This window comes from Candidatus Methanoperedens sp., from assembly GCA_027460525.1.
GTDB lineage: Archaea > Halobacteriota > Methanosarcinia > Methanosarcinales > Methanoperedenaceae > Methanoperedens.
Genome location: JAPZAS010000021.1, coordinates 14,833 through 30,810, shown reverse-complemented (window position 1 = coordinate 30,810; position 15,978 = coordinate 14,833). Strand labels below are relative to the sequence as shown.

At 45.5% G+C, this 15,978-nt stretch carries 17 protein-coding genes; 7 read left to right on the top strand and 10 right to left on the bottom strand.

All coding sequences use genetic code 11. From position 1 onward, the window contains the following. Positions 1-8: 8 nt before the first annotated feature. Complete coding sequence (locus tag O8C68_07995) at positions 9-395, bottom strand: RidA family protein (GenBank protein ID MCZ7395743.1); 387 nt, start codon at positions 393-395, stop codon at positions 9-11. 319 nt (positions 396-714) lie between these two features. Here O8C68_07995 and O8C68_07990 point away from each other — a divergent pair, with 319 nt between their 5' ends. After that, complete coding sequence (locus tag O8C68_07990; GenBank protein MCZ7395742.1) at positions 715-1,314, top strand: PH domain-containing protein; 600 nt, start codon at positions 715-717, stop codon at positions 1,312-1,314. A gap of 385 nt (positions 1,315-1,699) precedes the next feature. On the opposite strand, the gene O8C68_07985 is transcribed toward O8C68_07990, so the two are convergent. Beyond that, on the bottom strand, positions 1,700-4,012 hold the full coding sequence (locus tag O8C68_07985; protein MCZ7395741.1) for a TIGR03118 family protein: 2,313 nt from the start codon (positions 4,010-4,012) through the stop codon (positions 1,700-1,702). Between the two features lie 294 nt (positions 4,013-4,306). On the opposite strand from O8C68_07985, the gene sdhC reads away from it, so the two are divergent. Genes sdhC through O8C68_07965 form a run of 4 tightly spaced genes read left to right on the top strand, consistent with a single transcriptional unit; the run spans position 4,307 to position 7,457 of the window. Then, positions 4,307-4,705 carry a succinate dehydrogenase, cytochrome b556 subunit gene (sdhC, locus tag O8C68_07980; GenBank protein MCZ7395740.1) on the top strand — a complete coding sequence of 133 codons (399 nt, stop codon included), beginning with the start codon at positions 4,307-4,309 and terminating at the stop codon, positions 4,703-4,705. 3 nt (positions 4,706-4,708) lie between these two features. Continuing rightward, positions 4,709-5,059, top strand: a complete 351-nt coding sequence (locus O8C68_07975; protein ID MCZ7395739.1) for a hypothetical protein — start codon at positions 4,709-4,711, stop codon at positions 5,057-5,059. 2 nt (positions 5,060-5,061) lie between these two features. After that, positions 5,062-6,756: an FAD-binding protein gene (locus O8C68_07970; protein MCZ7395738.1), complete on the top strand. Its 1,695-nt coding sequence runs from the start codon at positions 5,062-5,064 to the stop codon at positions 6,754-6,756. After that, a complete protein-coding gene (locus O8C68_07965; GenBank protein MCZ7395737.1) occupies positions 6,756-7,457 on the top strand; it encodes a succinate dehydrogenase iron-sulfur subunit in 702 nt (233 codons plus the stop codon). The genes O8C68_07970 and O8C68_07965 overlap by 1 nt, the downstream gene beginning before the upstream one ends. Positions 7,458-7,469: 12 nt before the next feature. Here the strand turns inward: O8C68_07965 and O8C68_07960 are convergent, their stop codons facing one another. From O8C68_07960 to O8C68_07950, 3 genes are all read right to left on the bottom strand, one after another. After that, positions 7,470-7,958 carry a hypothetical protein gene (locus O8C68_07960; GenBank protein MCZ7395736.1) on the bottom strand — a complete coding sequence of 163 codons (489 nt, stop codon included), beginning with the start codon at positions 7,956-7,958 and terminating at the stop codon, positions 7,470-7,472. Between the two features lie 4 nt (positions 7,959-7,962). After that, a complete protein-coding gene (locus tag O8C68_07955; GenBank protein MCZ7395735.1) occupies positions 7,963-8,355 on the bottom strand; it encodes a ferritin-like domain-containing protein in 393 nt (130 codons plus the stop codon). 80 nt (positions 8,356-8,435) lie between these two features. Next, the gene (locus O8C68_07950; GenBank protein ID MCZ7395734.1) at positions 8,436-9,500 is read right to left on the bottom strand and encodes an AI-2E family transporter; all 1,065 of its coding nucleotides are present in this window, start codon (positions 9,498-9,500) and stop codon (positions 8,436-8,438) included. 172 nt (positions 9,501-9,672) lie between these two features. Here O8C68_07950 and O8C68_07945 point away from each other — a divergent pair, with 172 nt between their 5' ends. Continuing rightward, entirely contained in the window at positions 9,673-10,107 is a 435-nt protein-coding gene (locus O8C68_07945) for a cupredoxin family copper-binding protein (GenBank protein ID MCZ7395733.1), read from the top strand. Positions 10,108-10,125: 18 nt separating this feature from the next. Here the strand turns inward: O8C68_07945 and O8C68_07940 are convergent, their stop codons facing one another. Continuing rightward, a complete protein-coding gene (locus O8C68_07940) occupies positions 10,126-10,515 on the bottom strand; it encodes a hypothetical protein (protein ID MCZ7395732.1) in 390 nt (129 codons plus the stop codon). 238 nt (positions 10,516-10,753) lie between these two features. Here O8C68_07940 and afpA point away from each other — a divergent pair, with 238 nt between their 5' ends. Next, entirely contained in the window at positions 10,754-11,311 is a 558-nt protein-coding gene (gene afpA, locus O8C68_07935; protein MCZ7395731.1) for an archaeoflavoprotein AfpA, read from the top strand. Between the two features lies 1 nt (position 11,312). On the opposite strand, the gene O8C68_07930 is transcribed toward afpA, so the two are convergent. From O8C68_07930 to O8C68_07915, 4 genes are read right to left on the bottom strand one after another with little or no spacing between them, the layout of a single operon-like run. Beyond that, positions 11,313-11,843 carry a YfcE family phosphodiesterase gene (locus tag O8C68_07930; GenBank protein ID MCZ7395730.1) on the bottom strand — a complete coding sequence of 177 codons (531 nt, stop codon included), beginning with the start codon at positions 11,841-11,843 and terminating at the stop codon, positions 11,313-11,315. A 27-nt stretch (positions 11,844-11,870) separates the two neighbouring features. Further along, a complete protein-coding gene (locus tag O8C68_07925; GenBank protein MCZ7395729.1) occupies positions 11,871-13,211 on the bottom strand; it encodes a cyclic 2,3-diphosphoglycerate synthase in 1,341 nt (446 codons plus the stop codon). A gap of 50 nt (positions 13,212-13,261) precedes the next feature. Beyond that, entirely contained in the window at positions 13,262-14,920 is a 1,659-nt protein-coding gene (locus tag O8C68_07920) for a preprotein translocase subunit SecD (protein ID MCZ7395728.1), read from the bottom strand. Next, on the bottom strand, positions 14,917-15,855 hold the full coding sequence (locus O8C68_07915) for a protein translocase subunit SecF (protein MCZ7395727.1): 939 nt from the start codon (positions 15,853-15,855) through the stop codon (positions 14,917-14,919). The genes O8C68_07920 and O8C68_07915 overlap by 4 nt, the downstream gene beginning before the upstream one ends. Between the last annotated feature and the right edge of the window lie 123 nt (positions 15,856-15,978).

Genomic DNA, 15,978 nt, shown 5'->3' with positions numbered 1-15,978 from the left:
TTCCCATTTCAAATAATCTCTGCAATCGCATCAATCTCTATCTTTGCGTTTTTTGGAAGCTTTGTAACACACACAGTAGAACGGGCAGGCTTGCCCAAAGAAAAATAAGACGCATAAATCTCGTTCACTTTTGAAAAATCATTAATATCTGTTAGATAAATAGTTGTCTTGACCACACTTTCAAGGCTGCTCCCCGATGCTTCAATAACAGCTTTCAGGTTATCAAGAACTCTTTTTGTCTGGGTCTCTACATCACCATCAATGAACTGTTGAGTCTTAGGGTCGATTCCGATCTGACCTGACAGATAGACCATTTTATTAACCTTGATAGCTTGTGAGTAAGGGCCAATAGCATTTGGCGCTTCGCTTGTATTCACGATTTCCTTCGGATTCATAAAACACTATTACTAATATCAACAATCATTAAACCTATGTTTTGCAGCATAAAGTCTGTGGGTAGGGAGTTGTTATTTAATGTTATCTCTTAAATTATAATCCTCTGCGCATGAACATTACTAAGGTAATAGATATACAAAACAACCTTATTTAATTATATTAAAATAGGCGCACATTTTTGAGAGGAAAATTATAAGTCCTTTTAACACTATGGAATTAAAAGAAATGAGGGGGTAGTATATGGAAAAGTTGAGCAATATGTCAATGAGATTCCCAAAACTTGCTTTTGAGGCGAAGGAAAGCAAAAGGTGAACTAACATGAGAGAACTTCAAAAAATAAAAATCGGTGAAGAATTTAGACCAGCTCCACAATTTAAAAAGCTCTATTACGTTTATTTATTGTTAGCAATTGTCTTTGGTATTTTACCATGGTATATTCCTGTTTTTTTACTTTTTGCCCCATTTATAGTAATGGTAGGCTATTTAATACCTATTCTTGCTATTTTGATATTCGTATCCTACTGGATCCCAAAATACTACGATACGATGCTTTACAAACTTACTCAAAATGAAATCGTTTGGAGAAGAGGGGTATGGTTCAAAAACACAGGAATTGTGCCTTACAACAGAATAACCAATATCGATATTGTTCAAGGTCCTGTTTCAAGAAGTTTTGGAATAGCATCGATCAAAATTCAAACTGCAGGCTATTCAGGCCAATCAGGTGGTGGAGGTATGTTAGCCGAAATAAGAATAGAAGGAATGGAACAATTTGAGGATTTAAGAGAGTTAATAATGGGATTTGTGAGAGGCAAAAAACCCCTGGCAGTAGGAACTTACGAAGAAGAAATTAACTTGAAGATTCTTGATGAATTAGTTAAGATTAGAGAACTAATGGAAAAATCTTCTGGAAATTAAGGTGATTAAGTTCAGGGTAGATAAAGTCGATTTTTAGATTGCGAGAGTACGCCAAGATACTGATCGACTTCCCTGAACTGAATACTGCGCCTGAATTTAAGCTTAACAAATAAGAAAAATGACAGAAACCTTAAACCCTCGAGCATCGCATTGATGCCCCGCTTTTCGAAAACGGCGGTCGGTGCTGCAGGTTGGGGATTTAATGCTCTGGAAAGTGATGAGAATCTGAACGAGGCTGAAAATTAGTTGAAATGTCCACAGACATGTCAGACTCCTCCAACGCCGATATGTAGCTCCGGACATTTCAATTTATCAATTGGGAGAGAGCAGCCTTTCGCGCTCTCTTCCTCTAACTGCTTACTCTGGGTCAATCCTGGTCTTCGTTCTATTTGTTGACCGGTGTAATGGTTCCAAAGAGACCATGTTGCTCATCGTTGATTCCCGCTGCAAAGAACAGGGTATTAACCGGCCCTGCAGTTGCGCCGTTGCCAAAGCCCAAACCCCAGAGCCCGTCTATAACAACAGGCTTGCCATCAAGACCTTTCAGAAAGCCCTGGAAGTTCCCTTTTTCAGGATCAAAGGCGGCAATCTGTCCGCTTCCGAAATTGCCAACCAGCAAATCTTCGCTGAACTTGCCGAAATCTGAGGGTGCAAGCGTTATACCCCAGGGTGCATCCATCCAATTCCCATGTTTCAATCGCATCAGCAGATTTCCATCCGGGTCAAACATAACTACGAAACCAAGACCGTGGCCGTTCAGGTTATCATGCTTCTGGGGATCCTGCTTGGCAAAGGTAACGAATATCTTGCCATTAATATTTTGCACATTGAAGGGGGCAAAGCCCGCAGGAATTTTTGTGTCCATAAAAGCGCCTGCGCCCAGCGTGACGGGAGTGAAGTTTGTGTCAAATACGTCAACAGTTCCGCCGCGGAAGTTTGCGACGTAGAGGAAATTCGCGTTGCCTTTCTTCGCAATGGTCACGCCCTTGTAAACGGCGGCAGGCGAGTTGTCCACTTTAAGAATAGCATTGTGGAGATCGACTGTCGGGTTCCAGGCCGATACTGTCCCATCTTCGGTTACGAAAATGAACCTGGAGGCATTGCCAGGTGTTACGTTGAAATCCGAATCGTTATTGAAAACGATTCCTGTCGGGGTTGCTGGACCGCTCCCACCTGTGGGCGGAGGGATTGTAACGATCCGCGGACTACCTACAGGGAAAGGGACGCCTGTTCCGTTGTACAGGGTTGAAACGCCCACCCCATTGTCTGCAACCCACCATGGACCCGCTGGGGGATGCGCAATGCCCCAGGAGTTCACGAGGTTGGGATCGGTAATTTTCGCCAGACCCGGGACGTCAGAGACAAGATTAGTCTGGCGATAATGCTTTGAGGCGCTTTCTTTGGGCGGCTTCACAACTACCTCACCCATCATCTTCATTTCATCGTGGATAAGGCATAGATATTTAAAGTCACCCGGTTCGGTGAATGTGAGATTGTAGGTTGCTCCTGGAATTAATATTCCTGAGTTATAAAATCCACTTCCATTATAGCCATCAACTCCAGAAGGACCCGCTGCTACAGGATTTATATTAAAGCCCGGAAGCAAGAATTCAGGAGGAGTCTGGCCGGCTGCCAGGAACGATACTGTATGTATCTCCATAGGATTAAGTTGAGTCCAATTTACATTATCTCCCTGGTTAATCTTCAGCGTATCCGGAGTAAATCTCAGGTAGGCTGCATCATGTTTTACAACATCACCGCAAGCAACCGTCTTAATACCGTTGTCTATTGAAACAATCCAGCCTCTATTCATTATTCCGGATCCAGGAGGAACGGTAATGTCTGTCATAAATGATGCCTTGCCATTTGAGTCTGCTGTGATATCACCAAGCGAAAATACTGTTGAACCAGGCATATCACAGCTTCCTATCTTGATATTTGAAGGATTATTACTATTTGGTTCTAATCCGGTAACATCTATTTTGACATTAAGATCCACAGGACTTATCATGTCCAGGGTTGCCTTTCCTTTTACATGGGAAGAATTTATTTTTTTTATATTTACATTAACCATTTCCGGTAATGGAATATCGATAAATATCTTCCACATAGTCGTATTATCAGGTCCTGGGGATGATGTCACCATATGTTTCACTTTATCTGCCAATTCTCTTCCAACATCTATGTCTTTTTGCAGATCCGTCTCGCCCTGATTATTGTATTCTTTCTGTGTAAAAGGATATTTGCTTCCGGATGGCTGTACAATGACGATGCCCTGCATTCCCGGATGGATTAAACAACTATATGAAAATACTCCGGGTTCAGTGAATTTCAGCGAATAGATACCCCCTGTTGACAGGATTCCTGAACTTACAAATCCTGTTCCATTATATTCCGAACTTCCGTTAGGGGCTAATGATTCTGGACTACCTGCCGGCGGTGGTGCCTGCCCGGACAAGAAACTTATAGTGTGGAAATTTCCTCCAATTTTCCATTTAATGGTATCTCCAACATTGATAATAATTATCCCGGGATAGAAAGCCATTCCCTGTATTGCCATGTCTTTAGTTTGCCCGCCTGCTATCACATTCCATGTCGTATTTTTTACCATCGCATCTGGCTTTCCAGATACCATACCTATGGCTGCAATGACTATTATTGTCGTAAAAAACAAAATAGCCGCCTTATTTTTACTCATACTAATCCCTCCCTGTTCTACTAAACCCTGATCATTTGTTGTTACAAATGCATTACTTGAGATACACTGCTGTATCTCACAATAGATACTGGTTTTTGCGCCTAATAAAACTATCTACTGATACTAATTTTTTTTATACTAATTATCACGGTATATGAAACTCAGGATTCGGTGAAATGTCTGACGTCGATGCTGTCCTTCCAGTGCGGAGTCCTTGACTAAAGTCAGTCGTGTTGTTCCAATCCGATAACACAATGAAAATTATATACTTTATACCAACCATGTATAACCTGTATGCCAGCGAATGATTCACAGCTCAAGATTCTTATTCGAACTTTTTCCAACTGCGGCGAGCCCGGTACCCTTGCGTATGTATTCCACCGCCTGACAGGCTTAATCCTGGCAGGTTACCTCTTCCTGCATCTATCGACCATCTCCCTTTCTACCGTATCCCCACAGGCATTCGATGCAAAACTGGGAACGTTTAACCAGCCTCTGTTTCTTGCCCTCGATGTTGCTCTACTTGCAGCTGCAACTTTTCATGTTTTCAACGGGCTTCGGATAATATTTTTCGATCTTGGGATAGGAATAAAAAAACAGAAACTGAGTTTTGTACTCGCTCTGGTATTGACCGGTATCATTGCGGTGCTGGCGGCTGAGCTTTTGATTCCGGTATTTTTCGGGAAGGGGTAATTTATGGGCAGAGGTTTTAGTACCATTCCCTGGCTGATGCAGCGCATAAGCGCCGGGATTCTTGTTGTTCTCCTTTTCATCCATTTCTGGGTAGGACATTATGCCAATTTGGGAGCATCCATAACCTTTGCAGGCGTGCAAATGCGGCTTCAAAATGCTATATTTGTAAGCGTAGATTCCATGCTTCTTATATTGGTGGTATTTCACGGTTTAAACGGCATCAGGAATATCGTTCTTGATTATCCATCAATTCTCCCTCACAACAGATCCCTCTCGCTTATCCTGCTAATCGTCGGAATAGCAACGGTCATTTTCGGTTTTTATTCGCTGTATCCTTTTATGGCAGGCAGGTAGTGATGGCGCCGATCTTCCATCCGGTGCTTGTGATAGGTGGCGGTCTTGCTGGACTGCGTGCTGCGCTTGAAGCTAAGAAATACTGCGATGTGGCTGTGCTGTCGATGGTATATCCCGTCAGGTCTCATTCATGCGCCGCCCAGGGCGGGATTAATGCATCGCTCGGGAACGCGCCTGAAGGTAAGGACGATACATGGGAGAAGCATGCCTATGACACGGTGAAAGGGTCTGATTTTCTTGCTGACCAGGATGCGGTGGAGATACTTACAAAGGAAGCTCGTGAGCGGGTATACGAGATGGAGCACTGGGGTACGCCGTTTTCCCGCACCGCCGAGGGCAAGATCGCACAGCGCCCTTTCGGAGGCGCAGAATTCCCAAGGACATGCTATGCCGAGGATACCACGGGTCATGCTCTTCTTCACACCATGAATGAGCGGGCGGTAAAAAATGATATCAAGGTGTACCCTGAACGTTTTGTTGTCTCGCTTGTTGTTCTGGATAAGAAGGTAGCAGGCGTAATAGCTCTGAACAGGCTGAGCGGTAAACTGGAGGCATACGCCGCTCATTCCGTCGTGCTTGCCACAGGAGGCGCGGGCAGGATATATGCCGAGACCACCAATTCCCTGATAATGAGCGGATACGGCATTTATCTTGCGTTCCGTGCCGGCGCGGCATTAAAAGACATGGAGTTCATGCAGTTCCATCCCACCTCGCTTTTTCAGATCAACATCCTGCTCACGGAAGGGTGCAGGGGCGAAGGCGGTTATCTCCTGAACAGCAAGGGTGAGAGGTTCATGGCATGGTGTGCACCAAAAGCTCTGGAACTTGCACCAAGAGACATTGTGGCAAGAGCTATTGCCACGGAAATCATGGAGGGAAGAGGCGCCAGTAATAAGTATGTGTATCTTGACCTTCGCCATCTTGGTGAAAAGAAGATCGATGAACGATTACCCGGTATCAGGAAGCTGTGCCAGAGTTTTATAGGATTGGACCCGGTTCGGGACCTCATCCCGGTTGAACCAGCACAGCATTATACAATGGGCGGGATAGACTGCAATGTGAACGGCGAGACAGAGATTGAAGGTCTGTATGCGGCTGGAGAATGTGCCTGCGTGAGCGTTCATGGAGCCAATCGTTTGGGTGGGAACTCGCTCCTTGAGACTTTGGTTTTTGGCAAACGCGTGGGTGAGTCCGCCGCTGCCTTTGCGGCGCGTGAACAGGAATTAAGCCAGAGCGCTCTGGATGCGATAGAACGGGAATATGAAAAAGTTGGTGAAAGGATAAAAGGCAGGGATGGGAAGGAAAAAATTGCAGCCATACGCAACGACCTCGGGAAGCTCATGACCAAAAAGGTGGGGATATTCAGAAGGGAAGACCTGCTGAAGGAAGCTCTGGATGAGATCAGTACGTTATCCGAGAGGTTCAGGCACGTACATGTAAGCAGCGGCACTGTGTACAACCTCGACCTGCTGCATGCTCTTGACCTCGATGCCATGCTTGCGCTCGCAGGGATAATAGCAAAAGGGGCATTCTTGCGAAAAGAGAGCAGGGGCTCTCATTTCAGAACGGATTATCCTGAACGCGACGATGCTCACTTTCTTAAGCATACAATAGCCCGCTCCACGCCTGATGGTGTTACAATCGAATACAAGGATGTCGCAATAACAAAGTTCAAACCTGAAAAGAGGGTGTATTGATGCCCACCAAACTCAACCTCAAGATATTCAGATTCGATCCCGAATACGAAAACCCCCATTACCAGACATATACCGTAGAGACACAACCTGGCATGACCGTCCTTGGGGCGCTTTTTGAGGTGCTTGATAATCAGGATGGGACGCTGGCATTCCGATATTCATGCAGGTGGGCGATATGCGGTTCCTGCGCCGTATCCCTCAACGGCAAATGCAGACTTGCCTGCGAGACGCAAATCTCGGATTACAGCGGCACCCTTACCATTGACCCACTGCCCGGGTTCGATGTAATTAAAGACCTTGTCGTCGACATTGAACCTTTTTTTGATAATTATCGGAAAATCAAACCGTATCTCATACCAAAAGACACACCTGATAAAGAGAATATCCAGACGCAGGAGGAGGTGAACCTGATGCAGCCTCATGTCAGATGCGTCCTGTGCGCGGTATGCGAGTCATCCTGCCCTGTATCATGGACGAGCAGGGAAAAGTACGTAGGGCCCATGGCGCTCACCAAGGTGTACAGGTTTAACCGCGACTCACGGGATTCTGGAGGAAAAGAGAGGCTTGAAATAATCGGGGACGAAACAGGCATCTGGCGCTGCAGGACGATATTCCGCTGCACTGAGTACTGCCCAAAGGATATACCCATTACGGATGCAATCGAGTTTTTGAAAAGGAAGTATTTTACACGGCGCTTTTGAGAAAAAAGAATATTACCTGTAGGACTTCAGTATCTCAATCCCTTTTGCCGGAAGCTCAAGAATGCTCCTGCTGAGGCAATCCTTATCATCGCATATCTTTTTACCTGCCATGGCATTCGTATGCTCTTTGTAGACCTCCTCTGCTGTCCTCTTAAAATCATCGTGATAATACGTGTTTATAACAAGCCCGCTCAAGTCCACATTCCCATCGAACGACGGCTCTTTTTCAAACAATGCCGGCACCGTGATGAGCTTTTTCCCATCTTCGAGCTCGGATAAAAATACGAAGATTGTCCTTCCCACAAAAACCCTTGCTGCGGCTGCTTTTATACGTCCTCTCAAACCTTTTCCGGAAACTTCGGTAATCAACAAACCGCAGTAGCCTACCCCTTTCCCGAGGAAATACCTGACATTGAGGGATAATTCCACATCCATCACAGGTATTTTAATCTCAGAGCGCTGTTTATCAACAACAAGCTCATCAAAACCATCCAGTATCATAAATTTACTTTATTCGCTCAAGCCTCATCCTGAACTCTTTCCTGTGCCTTTTTTCCTCATCGAGTATGTGCCTTAACACTCCGACCACTTCAGCATCGTCTATCATTTCAATATGCTTTTTATACCTCTCCACGGCTTCTGTCTCAAGCGCTATCTGCTTTTCTAACTGGCTTCTTAAGTCATCTCCACCGAAGTCAAGCTCTTTATGCTCCATACTCGGCTTCCCGCCGCGCCTCATGATAAGATCGGCAAGCCAGTTCATGTGCCTCATCTCATCGATGGATATGGCTTCTGTAACCCTGCTCGGGTCGCACTTTGGGATTACGAAGGCGTTCCTCACATAGATCATCGAAGCTTCCAGTTCCCTGACAAAGTCCTCGTTTAGTAAACGGAGTATTTCTTCAACTTCCAGATTCAGTCCTCCTCATGATTGATAGGAAGATTGGGCAGATTACTATTTATCTTTAATTGAAAATGTCACAAATCAACCTTCGTTAAATCTTCCTTCCTGATTTCAGCGCTCGCCCGGTATGCTGCGACGATCGCTCCGAGCAGTATCGGCGCGATGAAGAACCCTGCAATTCCCCCGACCAGCCCGCCTCCAAGGAATGCAATGATAATCAGCATAGGATGTATCTTCGAGCGGGACTGGATGATATACGGCCTGATTAATATCTCAGGCGGGATTATTAATACCAGTAATGATACTGCCAGGAAAATTAGCGCGCTCTGGCCTCCCTGTTCAAAATATCGGTATATCACAAGCGGCGCTATCACCATCCAGCCTGCCAGAAATGGAACGATGGCGGCAATAAGCATGAGGGCTGAGAGCGCAAGCACGTCTGCGAACCCAAATGCCCAGAAAACGATCAATGATAAAATCCCGACCGCAATCGCGCTGTAGATATTTCCAATGAATAATGCGGAAAGGATGCAGTCAAAGTGCTGCATGAATTTCCCTGAGAAGTCCTTTATTTCATCGGGAATTATATCGTTTATCTTATCGACAAGACGGCCGCCGTCAACCAGCAGGTAGAAACAGAGGACTACCGCGATCAGGATATTAATTATGAAAATCGCAGCGGCTTTTGCGATTGCGCCGACTGGAAGCCCTCTCAATATTGGCAGAAGATAGGATGAAAAATTCGATATGATATCAATGACCCTGCCACGGGCGAACTGCGGCAGGTTTAGTCTTTCCAGGCTGCTTAATAAAACCCCGACCACATAGTCCTGATTATTGATTGCCCAGAGAAGCGTATTGAAAATTTCAATAACACCCAATCCTGTGATCAGAAAAATCGGAAGAACAATGGCAGTTGTAGCAAGGTAAGGGGATAATTTCGGTACATGCCTGTCGAAAATGTTTTTCAGCGGTCGCGCAACGTACGCAAGCACCACGCCCATGATTATTCCATCCAGAAGAGGAAATATGATGTTTATGAACAGGGCAGCAACCAGAAATAGGCTGACCGCAACCACGATTTTCCATTTGTGTTTTATTAACACAGACATTCCGTCTGTTAATTGAGAGCTGGGCATTTGAATCAATAATGTTTTAGGGGAATATATATCTGGCTCATTATGAACAGCATGGTTTCGGTATTTTAATATACCATCCTCGCATGGTAAAGCCCGGGTGCAATTTCAACATGGTGGATGAAAAAGACAGTGTGAGAATGGTAAGCATAATTTCTCCACAGGACTTATAAGCATGAAAGCAATTTTGTTGATATTATTGGTGGTTGCCCTTGCTGTTTCTGGATGTGTAGATAAGCAAGTAACCCCACAAAATACATCAATTTCAACTCCGACACCCGCATCCACAACATCCACCGTACAACTAACACAGACATCCACACCTGCGCCGACAACCGCACAGCCCACATCCACACAGGCAGCGGTTGCTGTCGAGATTAAAGGTTTTGCATATAACCCTGCAACCATTACCGTCCCGAAAGGAACCACCGTGGTATGGACACAAAAAGATAGTGTTTCGCACTCGGTAACAATCGCATCAGGAAGCGGCTTTGATTCAGGTCTTCTCAGTCAGGGGCAGACCTTCAGCCATACGTTCAATGAGGCTGGAACATTCGATTATGGCTGTTCAATCCATCCCAGCATGAGTGGAAAAATCATCGTGAAATAAACTCAAAATTCCATCTGACTAAGGGTTTATCACATTTAATGCTCCTGTTACTTTTGCTACATTCTCCGGGGAAGGCATCCTGAGTGAAACGCCATTTATATGACCATCTACGTCTTCCTCGTACGTCAGTTCGTCATGAATTGTTACTGACCAGTCATCAAATACCCTGACATGAACCTGCCTCCACTTGGTATCTAAAATATATATTATTCGCATTGAAGTCATCTGTCCTTTATCCTCGAAAGAAAAATAGTCAGGTTGATAACCAATGCCAATAAGTTTAGACTCTATTGTATCAACATCGTCCAGTTGAGTTTTTCCAATATAATACGGCTCTCTTTCATGTTTAAAGAGACCCATTACGTATTTTTCCCACAATCTCCAGAACCTGAGCTTTATGTATATCATATTTTTTTACCCTTGTCAATTTTTTACTGGCTTTCCGCCTCACCCCAATATAAGATGAGATAAAAGCAAGTATATGTTTTTTGGTTCCAGAATAGATAAATATATTTAATCATTAATTAAGCATACTGGTTGTTAATGCATCCACGCAGTACATGGCGATGCTTGTACCCACCTGTCCATCTACTGTATCAACCAAAAGAGTTAATAGTACGTTCATCCACGTGTTCCTAAGATAGATATGGCTTTAAAAATCGCATGGGGAATCACAGGCTGCGGCGACCATCTCATGGAAAGTCTTGATATAATGAAAGAACTCGCAAGAGAGCATAATCTCGACGTGAGAGTATTTCTCTCCGAGGCAGGCGAGATGGTGGTAAAATGGTACAGGCTCTATGATGAGCTGAAAACCAGCTTCCCAAAGACCTTTAGTGAAAAATCACCAAACATTCCTTTTTTAGGAGGAGATCTGCAAACTGGCAAATACGATTTTCTTCTCATCATGCCCTCCACCTCCAACACAGTCGGGAAAATTGCTGCAGGCATATCCGACGCCCTGCTCTCCAATGCTGCTGCGCTGGCTATGAAGGCAAAAGTGCCTGTCTATATTTTCCCTGCCGACCAGGTAAGAGGCGACATCACCACGGATTTACCCGGCGGCAAGAAGCTCACGCTTACGATGCGGGATGTTGATATCGAGGCTGTGGATAAACTTCGGAAAATGGCAGGGATAACAGTGCTCGGGCATCCTGATGAGATAAGAAAGATTGTCAAAAGGCACATCGAAAGCAAGAAGTAGCTCAGGATTTTTTGTATTCAAAATAACTGCACACATCCCCTGTGCATCTGATAATTTTCCCCTTTACGGTATTTTTTATTATTTCAAGCTCGATTGCGCTCGGCTCCGCAATCCCAGGAACCGTGGCGCTGCCAGGAGAGAGCAGCAATACATCGGTTTTTTCAACGATCGGGTGATGGAAATGCCCGAATATCAGCACGTCCACACCCATCTCTTTTGCGAGGTAGCGCAGCCCGTCCATATGCTCTGATGTGAGCTGTCCTTTGTGGATTATACCAATTCTCACGCCTTCAACCTTGATGACCTTGCGCTCGGGAAGAATCCTCACAAGTTCAGGAACGTCGGTATCTCCATGTACAGCTGCTAGCTTTCCCATGCCTCGAAGTTCCTTATAACATTCAAGAGTTTCAAAATCCCCGGAATGGATGATGATATCCGAGCTTTTGATGATAGTTATAAGGTCTTGCGGAAGAAGCGCAAGCAGCGACTGCCCTTTCCTGATATGAGTATCAGATAAGACGATGAGTTTCATAATGATATCAGATTACGAAATCCGCGTTTATAATTTAATGCGGCTCCGTATCTCTTTTGATTTCAACCATTTATCAACAATATCTTCCAGCTTAACATCCACTTCCTCAATCCTGTACCTCACCCTGACAACAGGCTTATTAAGCTTCAGCAGCCCGCCGAGGTCGACGGGCGTACCTGCAATCACAGCATCGCAGTCCGCAGCATTTATGGTCATCTCCAGTTCTTTCATCTGGACAACGCTATAACCCATGGCAGGAAGCACAGCGCCAAGATGCGGAAAATCCCTGTATATTTTTGAAATCGAGCCGACAGCATGAGGGCGGGGGTCGATAATTTCTTTAGCCCCGTATTTACTTGCAGCGATTATCCCTGCCCCGAAAGCCATCCCACCGTGCGTTAGAGTGGGTCCATCTTCCACCACTAAAACACGTTTCCCTTTTATCAGGAGAGGTTTATCGGCAGTTATAACCGAATTAGCTTTTATGATTATAGCCTTATTATTTATTGATCTGACGTTCTTAATGACCAGCTCCACATCCTCTTCTCTGGCTGAATCCACCTTGTTTACAATAACCACATCAGCAAGGCGCACGTTCACCTCCCCGGGATAATACGTCAGCTCATGCCCAGCCCTGTGCGGGTCTGCCACTACAATATGGAGGTCAGGCTTGTAGAAAGGGAGGTCGTTGTTCCCGCCGTCCCAGATAATAATATCGGCTTCCTTTTCCACCCTGCTCAGGATTTTCTTAAAATCAACACCGCTATAAACCACGGTTCCGCAGCAGATATAAGGCTCGTATTCTTCCCTCTCTTCGATGGTGCACTCATTGCTAATGCAATCTTCCATCGAAGCAAACCTCTGGCATTCCTGCTTCCTTAAATCCCCATACGGCATGGGATGGCGTATCACCACTATTTTCCATCCCTTTGCTTTCAATATGTCCACAAGTTTTTGCGAGGTCGGGCTTTTCCCTGAGCCGGTTCTCACAGCGCATACGGAAATAACCGGCTTATTTGACACCAGCATGGTGCTCCCCGTCCCCATGAGCCTGAAATCAGCGCCTGCCGCCAGAACAAGCGAGGCTTTGTGCATAACTGTCTCGTGTGACAGGTCTGAATAAGCCAGAACCACCTGGTCGACGCCGTATTTTTTTATGAGTTCTGTTAATTCCTCTTCCGGGTATATCGGTATGCCTCCCTCGTACAGCGAACCCGCCAGCTCCCTGGGATAGACGCGCCCTGCGATTCCAGGAATCTGTGCAGCCGTGAAGGCCACCACCTCGTAATCCCTGTTATCCCTGAAAAATACATTGAAGTTGTGGAAATCCCGACCTGCCGCACCCATTATTAAAACTCTTGTCTTCATGAACTAACCTCGCAGGTAATGATTAGCTCTGTTATCATTTAATTGTATGCTCAATCCTCATCAACAAACTCTTTTCCAGGTTCTTCCACGAGCATGCCCTGGATAATGACAGCATACGCAGGGCGCGCTATGAATACACCGATAAGCACGCCTATTATGGTGATTTCAGCAAAACCCCGCAGCGCACTGGAATCCATAGCCAGTATGAGGGGCAACATCGCCACAAGTACCGTGGCTGCGGCAGCAAAAATAATTGCGAACGCCTTCGCGATGCGTGATAGGTATACCTTCCCAGGCGGCATGGCACCGCCGGCGAGCACCTCATCCGTTATGATTATTAGATGGTCCACGCCTGTGCCTATAACCGCAATTATGCCTGCGATGGTCGCAAGGTCAAGCTGCAGTCCAATAAAAGGAAGCGAGGCAAATCCCAGTATGATGATGATCTCGCTGAAGGAGGTCGCAAGCATCGGGACGATGATATTGGGCTGCTTATATCGCAATGCCACAACGAACGCAACCAGTATCAGGGCAATTATTCCAGCAATTGCTACCTGTTCCTTAAATCTCTGCCCAAGCGGTGCAGGGACTGTGCCCGAACCTGCCTCATTCACATTGACGGGCAGCGCTCCGGCTCTCAGGTGAAGCTGGAGTTCTTTTGCTTTTGTCTGTCCGGTATCCCCTGTGCCTGTAGTTGCGATCATGTTTTTCACAGGCACGCTCTGTATGTTCCTTGCAAGATCTGCAGCAAGAGGTGCATTAAATACAAGGTTATTATCAAGGTACATGCTCAGGTAATGAGCATTCGGGTTGGCTACTGCCCCATATTTTATCGCTGCATCCCGAAGCGCCGCCGCACCGGCATCACTGAGCTCAAAAGACACGCCCCATGCTGTTCCGCTTTCTTGCTGCGGTACTCCCACGCCTACGATCTGGTCGCCGTAAAGGACATGTTCTGTCACGTTACCGCTGACCTGTATCCTGATTTCGAATTTCCCAGGCGTAAGGGCAAGATTTCTTGCTTCTTCTATCGATACGCCGGGCAGGTCGATGAGCAGGTAATTATCGCCGATTGGCGTAATAGTAATTTGTTTAAGGGATATCGGGTTAAGCTTCTCAGCCAGTCTCTTTGCGGTCTCATCCCTTGTTGCCGGGGTCACGCCGAGCTTGAAAGGCGGGATGACCTTTCCACCAACAAGCGTTAAATTAGCATTTAATGAATCCTGGGTTACAGCTGTTCTTATTTCATAAGTCAGGGGTCTGCCCGGACTGGTTGGGATTTCTTGTACGTCTGCATTCAGACTGTCCTTCAGATACTGCTGGATTAGAACGTTCTTGGTTGTTTGCAGCGTCACCATGGTACCGCCGCCGGGTGCGCTTGATACGTTGGATATGCCAAATCCAAATGAATCAATGGTTTTTTTTGTGGTGTCCTTTGATGTGGTAAAGGTGACAGAACCAGCAAATACGCTATCGATTTTTATTGACGTGTCATTAAGAAGTCTTCCAAATTCAGCCTGGATTATTTTTCCCTCATCTGCGTCAACCTGTGCAACGGCTCCCTGCAGTTGCACCTGCAGCCATGAACCGCCATCCAGGTCGATACCGTAATTTAAATGAAATGTTGCTATGGAGGCAATAGAGCCCAGAATTACCAGTATGAGCAGTACAACGCGAAAGTTTTTATAAAAAGGTGCTTCATCGGTCATGCTCTCTGCCTCTTCTTTTTTGGTTTCTCGATTCGCTTTTCAACTCGCTGGATTTTCCCTGCATACCATCTCAAAATCCCGGCATTTGTCATCCATGTGTTTATAATATCTGCAATCAAGCCGAAAATGAGGACTGCAGAGATATCCCTTATTATATCAATGCGTGTGAATGATATTACAAGACCTGATGATACAAAGAACATGGCAATAAGAGCTGCGAGCGCAGTTGATGTCATGGTCAGTCCTGTTATCATGGCATCCTTTAACTTATCGTTTAGCTCGCCCTTGCGTTTGAGGAGGCGTGTGGTCAGGAGTATGTCCGTATCCACGGAATAACCGATAAGCATCAGGAGAGCCGCAACAGTTCCAAGGGACAGGAATATACCGAATACATCCGTCATTGCGGCTGCGAAGGTGATATCGGCAAACGCTGAAATCACTACTGCAATGGAGGGGACAAACGTTCTGTAGATTATGAAAATCACGACTGCCATGAATATGAACGCAATAATTATGGCTCGAACTGTCTGGTACTGCAGCGATTGGCTGAATTGTGCTCCCATATCATTTATTTGAACAGTATCCGGGTTGGTAGTTTCAGATTTGACTTTTTTGATGAGATCATCTTTTAACGTTGGATCCATCGGACTGAATTCCATTATTTTACGGTTTCCGGCGCTGTATTCTCTTACCTCGACCCCAGGATATGCGGAATACTCCTCTTTTAACTGGTCAGGGGTTTTTGGGCTGTCGAAAATTATCGCCGTTCCGCCTTTGAATTCCATTCCCAGTTCCACAGGTGAACCGGTTTTATAGTATGTATAAGCCAGAATGGAGAGTGATAATATAAGCAGTATTGAAGGAATTATGAGCATCTGTTTTAAAGTGACGTTTTTAACGTATGCTTCTATGGTTTTTTCATTGATTAATTCCATCTATAATCTCCTCTCAAAGAACTCGCTTAGATTATAACACAACGTATTTACCTTTTGCTATTTGGCGGGATGGCTGGTGAATCAGTTCGGTTTTATTTAAAAGCGCAAATCCAACAGACAGCA